General features: G+C 72.1%; 4 protein-coding genes and 1 pseudogene. All 5 read right to left on the reverse strand.

What is annotated here, in order from left to right; translation table 11 throughout:
• Nucleotides 1-4 precede the first annotated feature (4 nt).
• Nucleotides 5-736 (reverse strand): chitinase, encoded by a 732-nt coding sequence (locus tag CP970_RS38255; RefSeq protein ID WP_150494515.1) that lies wholly within the window; start codon nucleotides 734-736, stop codon nucleotides 5-7.
• A gap of 78 nt (nucleotides 737-814) precedes the next feature.
• Nucleotides 815-1,333 carry a lytic polysaccharide monooxygenase auxiliary activity family 9 protein gene (locus tag CP970_RS38260; protein WP_055545711.1) on the reverse strand — a complete coding sequence of 173 codons (519 nt, stop codon included), beginning with the start codon at nucleotides 1,331-1,333 and terminating at the stop codon, nucleotides 815-817.
• A gap of 252 nt (nucleotides 1,334-1,585) precedes the next feature.
• Complete coding sequence (locus CP970_RS38265; RefSeq protein WP_055545713.1) at nucleotides 1,586-2,815, reverse strand: cytochrome P450; 1,230 nt, start codon at nucleotides 2,813-2,815, stop codon at nucleotides 1,586-1,588.
• Nucleotides 2,812-6,744 carry a non-ribosomal peptide synthetase gene (locus tag CP970_RS38270; protein WP_055545715.1) on the reverse strand — a complete coding sequence of 1,311 codons (3,933 nt, stop codon included), beginning with the start codon at nucleotides 6,742-6,744 and terminating at the stop codon, nucleotides 2,812-2,814. The genes CP970_RS38265 and CP970_RS38270 overlap by 4 nt, the downstream gene beginning before the upstream one ends.
• Nucleotides 6,741-14,459: pseudogene (locus tag CP970_RS38275) on the reverse strand (amino acid adenylation domain-containing protein); the annotation flags it as partial. The pseudogene CP970_RS38275 and the gene CP970_RS38270, both read right to left, overlap by 4 nt.
• Between the last annotated feature and the right edge of the window lie 83 nt (nucleotides 14,460-14,542).

Consider the following 14,542-nt stretch of genomic DNA (forward strand, 5'->3'; position numbering starts at 1 on the left):
CGGTTCAGCAGCTGAGGTTGCCGCCCGGGTCCACTCCGAGGATCTGGGCGTACCGCTTGTAGCTGTCGATGCGGCTCTGCACCTGGGAGGGATTTCCTCCGTTGCATTCGAGGGTTCCGTTGATGCTGCGAATGGTCTCGCCGAATCCCGCGCTGTTCACCATGGCGTCGTGCGGCGTCATGGTGCCGGGGCCCGTCTGGGTGTTCCAGTACCAGAGTCCGGTCTTCCAGGCGACGGCCGCGTCGTTCTGGACGAGATCGGGGTTGTTGAGCAGATCGATGCCCAACGCGTCCCCCGCCGCCTTGTAGTTGAAGTTCCAGCTGAGCTGAATGGGCCCGCGGCCGTAGTACTTGTCGTTGCCCGCGGGACAGCCGTAGGGCTGGGTCGCGTCGCAGTAGTGCGGATAGTTCGAGGTGTTCTGCTCGACGACGTACACGAGGCCGCCGGTCTCGTGACTCACATTGGCGAGGAAGGCCGCCGCCTCCTGCTTGCGCACGGTGTCGCTGCCGGTCTGGGCGAATCCGGGGTAGGCGCTGAGTGCGGCGGTCAGGCCGTTGTACGTGTAGAAGGCGTTCCGGTTCGGGAACATTTCATTGAACTGGGCTTCGCTGACGACGAATTCGTCCGCCGCGCTCTTCGGCGCCTTCTCGGCGGAGGCCGGGGAGGCGAGCGTGAGCAGGGCGAGGGAGGCGGCCGCCGCGATGGCGGTCAGCAGCCCGATGAAGCGGGAGCGCATGGGCTCACTCCTAGGTGGCCGCCGGGGGGACCGGCGGCCGATGGAGGGGTGGGGGGAGGGAGAGCAGGTGGGGGAGCCTCAGCCGCCGACGTTCACGTCGATGCAGGCGTAGAAGGCATTGGCGGTGTCCGCGATGTTCCACACCGCGAGAACCTTCTGCTTTCCGCTGAGACCGCCGAAGTTCACGTCGTGCGTGACCGTGGCGCCGGGCTGTGCGCCGCCGTCGTCGAATTCGGCGATCTTCTGGCCGCCCGCGTAGTACTGCCAGGTGCTGGTGGAATGCCGGGCCGTCAGCGTCCACTGGAACTGGGTCGTGCTGTTGACGTTGGTGACGGCCCAGCCCTTCGAGTCGTCGTCGAGTTCGGCGAACCTGCTGTTTCCGCCGCTGCAACTGCTGAGCCCCTTGGGCCCTTCCACGCTCTGCGGCTCGTACTTGATCTCACCGCAGCTGACGGTTCCTGCCGCGCATTGGGCCTGTCGGCTCGGCGGATTGGAGATGTAACCGTGGGCGCTCGCCGAACTCGCGGGCAGGCTCACGGCGATGACCGGTGCGAGTGCGGCGCCTATGACAGCGGCGATCTTCCTGCGGGAACGCATGAGTTCTCCTTCACATCAGGTCTTCCCGCGCATTCAGGGTGTAGGGGACCCCTAATGCGGCAGGGCGTCCTCTCGAGGGTGGGGCCAAGAGGCGCGAAGGGAGGCGGAGTTCCCGCTCAGGGAGCGCAGCGGAACACGAGGCAACCGGAACGGGAATTCCTAGTTGGCCTAGACCATACAGGTCGTCGTGTTCGCGTCAAGAGCGTCTGGCGAAGGGCCTGTTGAGGGGCCCGTTGAGGTTCCTGCCGAGGGTCATGCGGGCCCCCACGCCACCGGCAGGGAGCCGATTCCGGTCAGGAAGTTCGAGTAGATGCGCCGCGCGGGACCCGCCGCTTCCATGGATCCGACGAGCTCCCGCAGGTCCCTCAGGACCGCGCCGATCTCGGCCCGCGCGAGGAACGCCCCCAGACAGAAGTGCGCGCCGTGCGCGAAGGTCAGATGCTGGTTCGGCGTACGCGCGAGGAGGAAGTGGTCCGGCGCGTGGAAGGCCGTCTCGTCCCGGTTGGCCGACGCGTTCCACAGCGTGACGACGTCACCCGCCCTGATCGTCTGCCCGTGCAGGGCGATGTCCACGGCCGCCGTACGCCCGGCGTGCAGCGTCGGCGTGGTCCAGCGCAGCACCTCCTCGACGGCCGAATCCGTGCCGACCCTGCCCTCCCGGTACGCGTGCCACTGCTCGGGATGGTCGAGGAAGGCCGCGACCATTCCGACGAGCGCGAGGCGGGTGGTCTCGTCGCCGCCCAGGATCAGGCTGTAGCAGTTGAGGATCACCTCCTCGTCGCTGAGCGGCACACCGTCGACCCGGCACTGGGTGAGCAGGCTGATGACGTCCTCGCGCGGGTCGTCGCGGCGGGCCGCCGCGAGCCGCGAGAAGTACAGCAGGATCTCTCCCTTGGACACCCAGGAGCCGTCCCGCAGTTCGGCCTCGCTGTGCGCTCCGAGCGCCGACGACGTCATGTCGAGCAGCCGCTGCCGGTCGGTGGCGGGCACGTCGAGGAGGTCGCAGATCGCGCGGAGCGGCAGCTGCCCCGCGACGTCCCGCGCGAAGTCGAACCGCCCCTTGTCCAGGGCCTCTTCCACGACCTGGCGCGAGGCCCGGCGGATGCTGTCGACCACGGAGGCGAGCACGCGCGGCGAGAACGCCTTCATCAACTGACCGCGCAGCGAGGCGTGCCGGGCGCCGTCCATGACCGGCAGCATCAGCCCGGCCGCCGAGTCGCCGCCGCCGAGCAGGGTGTCGAGGACATTGCCCCGGTCGGAGCGGAAGCGCTCGGAGTCCCGGTAGGCGGCGGAGACGTCCGCGTGGCGCGTAAGGACCCAGAATCCGGGGCGCGCGCCGCGCCCGGGCTGCCGGTGGACCGGTTCGTCGGCGCGCAGCCGCCGCCACAGGCCGGACAGGTCCCGCTCCGCGTGCAGGACGGGATCGGCGAGATCGATGTCCCTGAGCGGTCGCGCGGGGTCCGTCGCGAAGACGTCGGTCATGAGGAGGCCCGTCCCTTCCACGAGTCGGTGAGCAGCGCGCAGATCTCGGCGAGCGGCGCGGGGTCCAGCATCCGGTGGTGGCCGCACCCGATGTCGTACGTCGTCAGGCGGCCACCGGCGAACGCCTGCCAGGACTTCGGCTCCGCGCCAGGGACCGGCCCGTCGGCGGCCGCCCGGAAGTGCGTGATGTCGAGGCCGGGGGCTTGCGGCGGTACGGTCCGCAGCATGTCGAGGGCGCCGCGCGCGGTCGCCCGCACCCCCGCCACGGTCCGCTCGCCGAGCGCCGCGATCCGCTCGGGCGGGCTCCCGTCGGCGGCGAAACCGATGCCGTCGAGGATCCCGCGCAGCATCGTGTCCCGGTCGGCGAGGAGCGCCGGATCCGGTGGATAGGAGTCCAACAGTCCTAGGAACGCGACCTGTTGGCCCGCCGCCGCCAGCTCGGCGGCGACCGCGTAGGCGATGTTGCCGCCCACCGACCAGCCGATGAGGTGGTACGGACCGTGCGGCTGTACGGCGCGGATCCGCCCGGCGTAGTCGCGCGCCATGCCGTCGGGGGTGAGCGGGCCGGTGTCCGGGGCGTCGACGGCGGGCGACTGGAGGCCGTACACCGGCAGGTCGGCGGGGAGGTGGGGGAGCAGCCGCGTGTACGGCCAGGCGAGCCCGCTCGCCGCGTGCACGCAGAACAGCGGCGGCCGTCCTCCCGTACGCCGCAGCGGCAGCAGCACGTCGAGTCCGGTGGCCGGGTCCGTGGCGTCGATCCGGCCCGCGAGGGCGGCGGGCGTCGGTGCCTGGTAGAGCGTACGGACGGAGATCTCCGCGCCGAGCGCCGACCGGACCCTGCTGACCAGGCGGGTGGCGAGCAGCGAGTGGCCGCCCAGTTCGAAGAACCCGTCGTCGGGCCCGACGTGGTCCGCGCCGAGCACCTCGGCGAAGAGCGCGCACAGGGTCCGTTCGCGGTCATCGGCCGGTGCGCGGCTCTTCGAGCGGGCGTACGAGGGAGCGTACGAGGGGGCGGGCAGCGCGGCCCGGTCCAGCTTGCCGTTGGGCAGCAGGGGGAAGCGGGGCAGCTGGACCACCGTCGCGGGGATCATGTGCCTCGGCAGGCGGTCGCCGACGAAGCGGCGCAGCTCGGCCGCTTCGAGCGCCGTGCCGGACGCGGTCCCGAGCGCCGTGCCGGGCGGCGCGGCCACGACGTAGGCGACGAGCCTGCGGTCGTCCGCCCGTTCGCCGCGCGCGACGACGACGGCCTGCGCGATCCGCTCGTGCCGCAGCAGTGCGGACTCCACCTCGCCGGGCTCGACGCGGAAGCCGTTGATCTTCACCTGGCCGTCGAGCCTGCCCAGGAAGTCGAGTTGACCGTCGGGACGCAGGCGCACCTGGTCGCCCGTGCGGTACATCCGGCGCCCCGGGTCGCCGAACGGGCAGGCCACGAAGCGTTCCGCGGTCAGCGCGGGCCGGTCGAGATAGCCGCGCGCGACGCCCGCCCCCGCGAGGTAGAGCTCACCGGGCAGCCCCACCGGTACCGGCTGAAGCCACGGATCGAGCACGTACGCCTGGCAGTTGGGGACCGGGCGGCCGATGGGGGGCTCGGTGTCGGCGGGCTCTCCGTCGTCGCGCCACGTCGTGGCGTAGGTGGTCGTCTCGGTGGGGCCGTAGATGTTGGTGACCGTGCCGCCCGGCACCCGTTCCCGTAGCTCGCGCAGCAGGCCGCGCGGGATCGGCTCGCCGCCGAGCACGACCTCGCGCGCGGAGAGCCGGGTGTCGCAGCCCGCCAGGACGCTCGCCACCGCGGACGGCACGCCGCTGAGCATGCTGCCCTGCCAGCTGTCGCGTTCCAGGAGAGCGAACAGGTCGTCGACGAGTTCGATGGCGCCGCCGGTCGCCAGCGTCGTGATGATCTCCAGGATCGACACGTCGAAGCTCAGGGACGTCGACGCCAGGACCCGCGCGAGGCCGTCCGGGCCGAACTGGTCCTCGACCGTGGCGACGAGATGGACCGCGTTGGCGTGCTCGACGACCACGCCCTTGGGCGTGCCGGTGGAGCCCGAGGTGTGGATGACGTACGCGGGGTGCCGGGGCAGCAGCGGCCGGGGCCTTTCGGCGTCCGTGACATCGCCGGGGGACTGGGCCGCGGTGTGCCGTACGACCGGGTCGGCGTCCATGACGACGAGGGTGGCGCCGTCCGGGGGCGCGATCCCGGTGTTCGTCCCTGTGCCGCCGTCGACGACCACGACGAGCGGGCTCGCGTCGCCGAGCATCTGTGCGATCCGCCCGGCCGGATAGCGCACGTCGACGGGCACATAGGCGGCGCCCGTCTTGAGGGTGGCCAGGACGGCGACGACCATGTCGGGCGTCCGGGGCAGGGCCAGCGCCACCAGCGCCTCGGGACCGGCGCCGTGTTCGAGGAGCAGCCGGGCGAACCGGTTGGCCCGCCGGTTGAGCTCCCCGTAGGTCAGCTCACGCCCGGCGTGCGCGACGGCGGGCGAGTCGGGCTGCCGCGCCGCCCGCGCCTCGATCAGGTCAGGCAGGGTGGCGGGGGAGCCAGGGGGCAGCGGGCGCGCCGTGTCGTTCCACTCCAGGAGGATCCGGTGGCGCTCCCGCGGCGTCAGGACGGAGACCGAGGCGACCGTGCGCCGCGGGTTGTCGGCGATCGTCTCCAGGACGCGTACGAACCAGTCGCGGATCCGCTCCGCCGCCGCGCGCTCGAACAGATCGGGCCGGTAGTCGAGCCGGACGCCGAGTTCCTCGCCGGGCGTGCAGATGAGCGAGAGGGGGTAGTGCGTCGCGTCGAACCCGCCGGTGCCGACCAGGACCGCGTCGCCCAGCGCGTGGTCGCCGCCGCTCACCGGATAGTTCTCGAAGGCCGTCGTCGTATCGAACAGGGTCCCGAACCCGGCATCGCGCTGGATCTCGGTGAGCCCCAGGTGATGGTGGTCGAACAAGTCGAGATGCGCGTCCTGCGTCCGTTCCAGCACCTCGGCGACGGTGTCCCCCGCGGCGAGCCGGACACGGGCCGGAAGGGTGTTGATGAGCAGGCCCACCATGGTGTCGATGTCCTCGACGTCCGCGGTCCTGCCCGAGACGGTCATGCCGAAGAGCACGTCGTCCCTGCCGGTCACGTGGCGCAGCACAAGACCCCAGGCCACCTGCACCACGGTGTTGAGGGTGACTCCGCACTCCCGGGCCCGCTCCCTCAGCGCGGTGCCGAGGTCGGAGGGCAGCGTGCACAGGATCCGCTCGGGCATGACGGTGCCGACGGCCTGTGGCGCGACCAGCGTGGGCCCCTGGATTCCCGCCAGAGCGTCCGCCCAGGCGGCCCGCGCCTCATCGGGGCCGGTGTCTTCGAGCCATTCCAGATAGGCACCGTAGGCGGGCGCGGGGAACAGCTCGGGATCGCGCCCTTCGTCCAACTGGCCGTAGACATCGAAGAGTTCGTCGAGCAGGACGGACGTCGACCAGCCGTCCAGAATGATGTGATGGTTCGTCAGCGCGAAACGCCAGCGGTCCTCGTCGACTCGCACCAGCAGGAAACGGACCAGCGGGGGCCGCGCGAGGTCGAAGGGGCGGGCGCGCTCCTCCTCCATGACCTGGGAGGTCCCGGCGTCCCGCACGGCGGCGGGATCCGACGGCCTCAGGTCCAACTGGCCCCACTCCACGGCGACTTCGGGCACGACGAAGCGCACGGGAGCCCCGGACTCGTCGGTGCGGAACCCGGAGCGCAGGCTGTCGTGCCGGTCGAGCAGGACCCGGCAGGCGGCCCTGAGCGTCCCCGGATCCAGCGGGCCCTCGAAGTCGAGGGTCAGCTGAGTGGTGTAGACGGCCTGGCCCTCCGGGTCGTACGCGGTGTGGAAGAACAGCCCCTGCTGGAGCGGCGCGGGCCGCGCTGAGCCTTCGTGAGGTGCGGAGCCTTGGTGAGGTGCGGCGCTCATGCCGTCCTTCCCGTTCCTTCGGCGCGTACGGTCATGGCTGTGAGGGCGGCGAACCAGCCGTCGGCGAGCTCCGCCACAAGAGGCTTCTCGATCAAGGCACTCGGATACGCCCAAGTGGCCCGCAACTCAGTCCCGTCGGGTGTGTCGATGGCGACCGCGGAGACTTCGAGGAGATGAGTGAGCGGCATGTCAGGATCGCCGCCACCGCCGACCGCGCCCGCCTCCGAGGCAAGGCCCCACGCGGCGTCGGCGGATCGCTCGAACCTGCCGAGATAGTTGAAGAGCACCTGAGCCCGAGGTAGTTCGGCCAGCTCCGGGGCGGTTTCCGGGTCGAGATACCGGAGCAGTCCATAGCCGATGCCCTTGTCCGGCATGGCGCTCAACTGCTCCTGGAGGGACCGCGCCCCACCGTCAGGACCGGACTCCGGCCGCCCGAGGCGTACGGGGAACATGCTGGTGAACCAGCCCACGGTCGACGACAGATCGAGGCCGTCGGCGAGCTCCTCGCGTCCGTGCCCCTCGACATCCACGAGGAACGGCGCGGTGCTCCCGGGGAGGTGCGTCGACCGCCAACGGTGAACGGCCAGGCCCAGGGCGGACAGCAGTACGGCGTTGACGCCGGTGCCGAACGCGGCGGGCACCCGGGTGAGCAGCGCGTCGGTCAGTTCGGGCGACAGGGTCCTGGTGACGGTGCCCTGCGAACACAGGACATCGCGCGCCGAGTCGAGCCCGGGCCCCGGGACGAGATCCTCCGCGCCCTCCATCAGGCCCTTCCAGAAGGGGAGTTCGGGGCGTCGGCCCGGTGCGGTACGGGTGAGCAGGTCGCCCCACTCGGCGAAGGAGATGCCGGGGGAGATGCCGAGAGAGGGGACGAGGCCGGGGGTGAGGGAGGAGCGGGCGGCGAGGTCGGAGCCGACGGGCTTCATCGACTCCCAGGACGTACGCAGGTCCTGAAGCAGGATGCGCCAAGAAATCCCGTCCACCACAAGGTGGTTGATGACGAGCAACAGCCGTCCGGACTGCCGCGCTCCCGCGTCGAACCACACCGCCTGAACCATGTTCCCCTCGCCGGGCCCGAGCCGCCGACGCGCCAAATCAGCCTGAGTGCGGACGAGTTCGGCCAGCTCATCGCCGGTCAGGCCGGTGGCGTCGACGCGCACGACGCGCCCGGATGCGTCGACCGAGCCGCGCGGCAGCACGTCGAGCCGCCACCGCTCGGCGCGGTCGAGTCGCATCCGCAGGGCGTCGTGCCGGTCGAGCAGCGACTGGAGCACCGCGACGAGCTGCGGCAGCCGGAGCGCGGCGGGCGTCCGCAGGAGCACGCTCTGGTGGAAGCCGTCGACCGGGCCGCCGCGGTCCCGCTGCCACCGGATGATCGGCGTGAGCGGCACGGCCCGGCCCGCCGTTGTCACCCCCGCCTCTGCCTCCGCCTCCGCCTTTGCCCTCGTCTTTGTCTTCGTGCGGGGCGCCCGTTCCCGCGCGTGCTGGGCGAGTTCGGCGACCGTCTTGTGGCGGAACACGTCCCGCGCGGAGATGCCGAGACCGCGGGCGCGGGCCCGCGCGACCAGGCGGATCGCGACGATGCTGTCGCCGCCGAGGTCGAAGAAGCTGTCGTCGACGCCGACACGGGGCAGGCCGAGGATGTCGGCGAAGAGTTCGCAGAGCAGGGTCTCGGCCGGGGTGCGCGGTGCGCGCGCGGTGGTGACGGCGGCGAAGTCGGGGGCGGGCAAGGCGGCCCGGTCCAGCTTTCCGTTGGGGGTCAGGGGCAGGCCCTCCGGCAGTACGACGACCGTGGGCACCATGTAGTCCGGCAGCAGTCGGGCCGCCCGTCGGGCGAGTTCCCCCGCGAGGTCCTCGGTCGCGGCGCCCCTTGCCGGAGCGGCGTACGCGGTCAGCCGGGGTGTGCCGTTCGCGTCCTCGCGTACCAGCGCGGCCGCCCGGGAGACGGCGGGATGGCCGGTCAGGACGGCCTCGACCTCGCCCGGCTCGATGCGGAAGCCACGGATCTTGATCTGGTCGTCGGCACGTCCGACGAAGTCGAGGTCGCCGTCCGCGGTCCAGCGCACCAGGTCCCCGGTGCGGTACATCCGGGTGCCGGGGGCGCCGAAGGGGTCGGCGACGAAGCGCTCGGCGGTGCGGCCGGGGCGTCCGAGATAGCCGCGGGCCACCCCGGAACCGGCGAGGTACAGCTCACCTACCACGCCCACCGGCGCGAGGCGCAGACCCGGATCGAGCACGCGCACCCACGTGTTGGGCAACGGGCTCCCGATCGGCGGCCGTTGCTCGTTGCCCTGGTCGATGGGGGCGGCGAGCGACCAGATGGTCGTCTCGGTGGGCCCGTACACATTGGTGACGTCGTCCGCCAGGGCGCGCAGTGCGGCGGCGAGCGCGCCGGGCAGCCGCTCGCCGCCCACGAGGACGCGCAGCCCGCGCACCGCCTCCGGGGCGCTGTCGACGAGGCCCGACCAGAGCGACGGGGTGGCCTGCAGCACGGTGACCGCGTGCCGCTCGATCAACTGGCCGAGCGCCTGCGGATCCCGTACGTCCTCCTCCGACGCGATGACGACGGCGGCGCCGACGAGCAGCGGCAGCATGAGTTCGAGTTGCGCGATGTCGAAGGCGACCGTGGTGACGGCGAGCAGCCGGTCCGCGGCGGTCGCCGCCGTGCGATGGCGCATCGCGTCGAGGAGCTGGGCGAGATTGCCGTGGGTGACGGTGACGCCCTTGGGCCTGCCCGTCGTCCCCGAGGTGTAGAGGACGTAGGCGGCGCTGTCGGGGTCGGTCCTTTCGGCTTCCCCGGCGAGGCCATCCGCGCTCAAGTCGGCGATCGCGTCGCGGAGGTGCGGGTCGTCGTCGACGGCCAGCCAGTCCGCCCCGCCAAGCGCCTCACGCGCGGCGGTGTCGCACAGTACGAGCGCGGGCGCCGCGTCCGCGATGATCGCGTCGAGCCGGGCCTTGGGGTGCCGGGGATCGAGGGGCAGCTGGGCCGCGCCGGTCCTGTGCACGGCCAGCAGGGCGACCAGCAGGTCGGGGGAGCGGTCCATGACCACGCCCACCAGGCGCTCGGGTCCCGCGCCCCGTGCGAGCAGCTGTCGCGCGAGGTGTCCGGCGCGGGCGTCGAGCTCGGCATAGGTGAGCTGGGCCCGGCCGTGGATCACCGCGATCGCGTCGGGCGTGCGTGCCGCCTGCGCCCGGAACCACCGCGGCAGCGACCCGGGCGTCGGCTCGCACGCACGGCCGTTCCACTCCCCGAGCACGGCGTCCCGTTCGGCCGGGGAGATGATCTCGACCTGTCCCACCGGCCGCGTGGGCGCGGCGAGGGCCCCGGCGAGGAAGCGCTCGAAGCAGCGGGCGATGCGCTCGCCCGTGGCGCGGTCGAAGAGGTCCTCGGCGTAGCTCAGGCGGCCCGTAAGTCCCTCATCGGACGCGGACTCGGCGACATCGAAGAGCAGGTCGAACGGGACCGCCGGATCCCGCCCGTCGTCGAGCGCCGTCACATCGAGGCCGGGCAGCTCGGCAGCGGCGGCCGCGTTGTTCTGCAGGCTGAGCATGACCTGGAAGAGCGGGTGCCGGGTCGCCGAGCGCGTCGGATCGACCGCTTCCACGAGGCGCTCGAAGGGCACTTCCTGGTGGTCCAGAGCGGCGAGCACGGCGGTGCGCGCCCGGTCGGTGAGCTCGCTGAGGGACGGGTCGCCCGAGGCGTCCGTGCGGATCACCACGGTGTTAAGGAAGCAGCCCACCAGGTCCTCAAGGGCGGCATCGGTGCGCCCGGCGACCGGGCTGCCGACCGGGATGTCCGTGCCCGCGCCAAGGCGGTGCAGCAGGCCCGCGAGCGCCGCGTGAAGCACCATGAACAGGCTGGCGCCCCGATCCTTGGCGAGCTCGGCGAGCAGGCGGTGTTCACGCGGTCCGACGCGCAGCGCGACGGAGCCCATCCGATGTGACGCGGTGGCCGGACGCGGACGGTCGGCGGGCAGCGCGATCTCCTCGGGCATCCCGTCCAACACCGATGTCCAGTGCGCGAGTTGCTCCATGAGCGTGCTTTCGGGATCCGTGGATTCCCCCAGTGCCTCGCGCTGCCAGAGAGTGAAATCGGCGTACTGCACCGGCAGTTCGTCCCAACGCGGCGCGTGTCCCGAGAGACGTGCGGCGTAGGCCGTCGACAGATCGCGCAGGAAGGGCGCCGCCGACCAGCCGTCGAAGGCGATGTGATGCACCGTGAGTACGAGGACGTGCTCGGTCGGCCCCGTGGCGAGCAGCTCGGCCCGCAGCGGCGTCTCGTGCGCCAGGTCGAAGACGTGCCCGGACGCGGCGGCCAGCGCGGCCGTCACGGCATCGGGGGCTACGTCGCGTACGGGTAGTTCGAGCCGCGCGGCCTCCTCGTCGAGGACCACCTGCTGAGGAACGCCGTCCCGGGCGGGGAACACGGACCGCAGGCTCTCGTGCCGCCCTGCCACGTCCCGCAGCGCCGTCCGCAGCGCCACCGGATCGAGCCGCCCCGTGAGGCGGAGCCCCATGGTGATGGCGTGCGCGTCGGCTCCGTCGGCCAGCTCGCCCTGGAACCAGAACCTCAACTGGGAGAAGGAGAGCGGGAGACGGCCGGGCCGGGGCCGCCGCGCGGAGAGGCGGCCAGGGCCGCCCGGTGCCGGGGCGAACCGTTCGGCGAGGGCGGCGGGCGTGGGCGCCTCGAAGATCGTGCGCATGCCGACCTCCGCACCGAGCACCGAGCGGAGCCGTCCCACGAGACGGATGGCGAGGAGCGAGTGACCGCCGAGGTCGAAGAAGCTGTCGTCGACGCCGACGTGCGGCAGGCTCAGGACGTCGGCGTACAGCTCGCAGAGCGCCTTCTCCACGGGGGTGCGTGGTTCCCGCGCGCGTGGGGGAGCGGTACTGCTGTCCGGGGCGGGCAGGGCCGCCCGGTCGAGCTTGCCGTTGGCGGTGAGCGGCAGTCCGTCGGGCAGGACGACGACGGCGGGGATCATGTAGTCGGGCAGCAGCTCCGCCGCGCGGGAGACGAGCTCCCGGCCGAGACTCCCGGCGTCCGCTGGATCCGCCGTATCCGTCGGCACGGCATATGCGACCAACTGCCGCTCGCCCGAAGCCATGTCACGGACCATCACAGCAACCTGCCCGACCGAGGGGGCACCGGCGAGCGCCGCCTCGATCTCGCCGGGCTCGATGCGGAAGCCCCGCACCTTCACCTGCTCGTCGGTGCGTCCGACGAAGGCGAGCGTGCCGTGCGCGGTCCACCGGACGAGGTCTCCGGTTCGGTACATCCGGGTGCCGGGGGCGCCGAAGGGGTCGGCGACGAAGCGTTCGGCGGTGAGGTCGGGGCGGCCCAGATAGCCGCGGGCGAGGCCCGCGCCGGACAGGTGGAGCTCGCCGACGACACCGGGCGGCACGGGACGAAGACCGCCGTCCAGGACGTACACCCGCGTGTTGGCCATGGGGCGGCCGATGGGCGGTCGGCCACCGGAGTACCCGGAGGGACGCAGCGGCTGGGTGGTCGAGAAGGTGGTGTTCTCGGTCGGCCCGTAGGCATTGGTCAGCGACGTCTCCGGATACTCCTCGATGAAGCGACGCACGGCGGCCGCCGACGGCTCCTCGCCGCCCACCCATACGTGACGCAACGACCGCAGCGCGGAACTCCCCTCCGCCACAAGGGAGTCGAACAGCGCGGCGGTGAGGAACGCGCCGGTCGCACCGTGCTCCGGGACGGCCTCCTCCAGCGCCCGGGCGACCGAGTCCCGCGCCGGTGCCACGACGACGGTGCCGCCGCCGAGCAGCGGCACCCACAGCTCGTACGTCGAGGCGTCGAAGGAGTGCGGGGAGTGCGCGAGGACCCGGGCGTGGTCGCCGTCGGCCAAGGAGGGGTCGGCGGTGAGGGCGACGATGTTCCGGTGCGTCACCAGCACGCCCTTGGGGGTGCCGGTGGACCCGGACGTGAACATCGCGTACGCCGCCTGATCCTCGGCGACGTACGGCAACTCCGCCTCCCCGACGCTCTGTTGGGGCACATCGCCGATGGTGAGCACCGGCACATCGGCGTACGGAGCCACCAGGCCCACCGCGCGTTCACGGGATGCCGCATCGGCCAGGAGGAGAGAGGGGCGTGCGCCGTCCAGGACCGTGTGCAGTCGCCCGTCCGGACTGCGCGGGTCCAGCGGAAGGTAGGCGGCACCTGCCTTCAGGACGGCGAGCAGCGCGACCACGAGATCGGCGGAGCGCTCCATCGCGACGGCGACGAACCGCTCGGGCCCGGCCCCGTGGTGGATCAGCCATCGGGCGGTCCGGTCGGACCGTTCGTCCAGTTCGGCATAGGTCATGCGGGTGTCGCCGCAGATGACGGCGGTGGCGTCCGGCGCCGTGGCCGCGCGGTGCCGGAAGCGCTCCGGTACCGACCCGGCCGGTATCGGCAGGTCCAGGCCCTGCCACTCTTCCAGGATCGTGCGGCGCTCTGCGGGCGGTACGACGTCCAGGAGGCCGATCGGGAGCGCGGGGTCGGCGGTCGCCTGCGTCAGGAAATCCTCCAGGCGGTGGGCCAGGCGTTCGGCGGTGGCGCGGTCGAAGAGGTCCTCGGCGTAGACGAGCCGCCCCTCGATCCCGCTCGCTCCCTCCGCGCCTCCCGTCCCCTCCGTCACGTCGAGCAGCAGGTCGAAGGTGAGGGCCCTGTCCCTGCCCTGCGCCAGCGTCCGCACGCCGAGGCCCGGCATGCGGGGCGGCTCCGACGTGCTGTTCTGGAGGCTGAGCATGACCTGGAAGAGCGGGTGCCTGGCCGCCGAGCGCGGCGGGTTGACCGCCTCCACCACCTGCTCGAAGGGCACGTCCTGATGGTCGAGGGCGCTCAGGACGGCCGACCGCACCCGGCGCACGAGCTCGCCGAACGCCGGGTCGGACGCGGTGTCCGTGCGGATCACCACGGTGTTCACGAAGCAGCCGACCAGATCCTCCAGGTCGGTGTCGGTGCGCCCGGCGACCGGACTGCCGACCGGGATGTCCGTGCCCGCGCCAAGCCGGTGCAGCAGCCCCGCGAGCCCCGCGTGCAGCACCATGAACACGCTCGCGTCGTACGCCCGGGCGACCGAGGCGATCCGCTGCCGCACCTCGGCGCCGAGCCGGAAGGGAACCGCGCCCGCACGGTGCGTCGCGGCGGCGGGACGGGGCCGGTCGACGGGCAGGGCGAGTTCGGCGGGTACCCCTGCCAAGGTCTTGGTCCAGTAGACGAGTTGCTGGGAGAAGTGACTGTCCGGGTCCGCCGGATCGCCGAGCACCTCCCGCTGCCAGAGAGTGAAATCGGCGTACTGGACGGGGAGTTCGGGCCATTCGGGCGCCAGGCCGTCCGTCCTGGCCCGATAGGCGAGCGCCAGATCGCGGACGAACGGGGCCGTCGACCAGCCGTCGAACACGATGTGGTGGAACGTGGCGACTAGCACGTGTTCCTGGGGTCCCGTGCCGAACAGTGCCGCCCGCAAGGGAAGTTCGCTCGCGAGGTCGAAGTCCTCCTCCTGCGCCTCGGCCACCAGCCTCGGCAGTTCATCCGGCCGTGCCTCCCGCACCGGAACGTCCAGACGGACGGCGGCCGCGTCCAGGATCTCCTGGCGGGGCACCCCGTCCGTCACCGGAAAGACCGTGCGCAGAATTTCGTGGCGCGTCACCACATCACGCAGGGCCGTGCGTAAGGCATTCGTGTCCAATGGCCCGGATAGGCGAAGCGGCACCGAGGCGACAGGCGATTCACGCCCGCTGTTGATCTCCTTCGAGGAATCGCCGTGGTTCGAGGAATCGCCCTGGAACTCCC

It is taken from the genome of Streptomyces kanamyceticus, assembly GCF_008704495.1.
GTDB classification, from domain to species: Bacteria; Actinomycetota; Actinomycetes; order Streptomycetales; family Streptomycetaceae; genus Streptomyces; species Streptomyces kanamyceticus.

Bases quoted from the DNA above. Each gene is read 5' to 3' on its own strand.
- CP970_RS38255 (WP_150494515.1), bottom strand. From the start codon at position 736: ATGCGCTCCCGCTTCATCGGGCTGCTGACCGCCATCGCGGCGGCCGCC.
- CP970_RS38260 (WP_055545711.1), bottom strand. From the start codon at position 1,333: ATGCGTTCCCGCAGGAAGATCGCCGCTGTCATAGGCGCCGCACTCGCA.
- CP970_RS38265 (WP_055545713.1), bottom strand. From the start codon at position 2,815: ATGACCGACGTCTTCGCGACGGACCCCGCGCGACCGCTCAGGGACATC.
- CP970_RS38270 (WP_055545715.1), bottom strand. From the start codon at position 6,744: ATGAGCGCCGCACCTCACCAAGGCTCCGCACCTCACGAAGGCTCAGCG.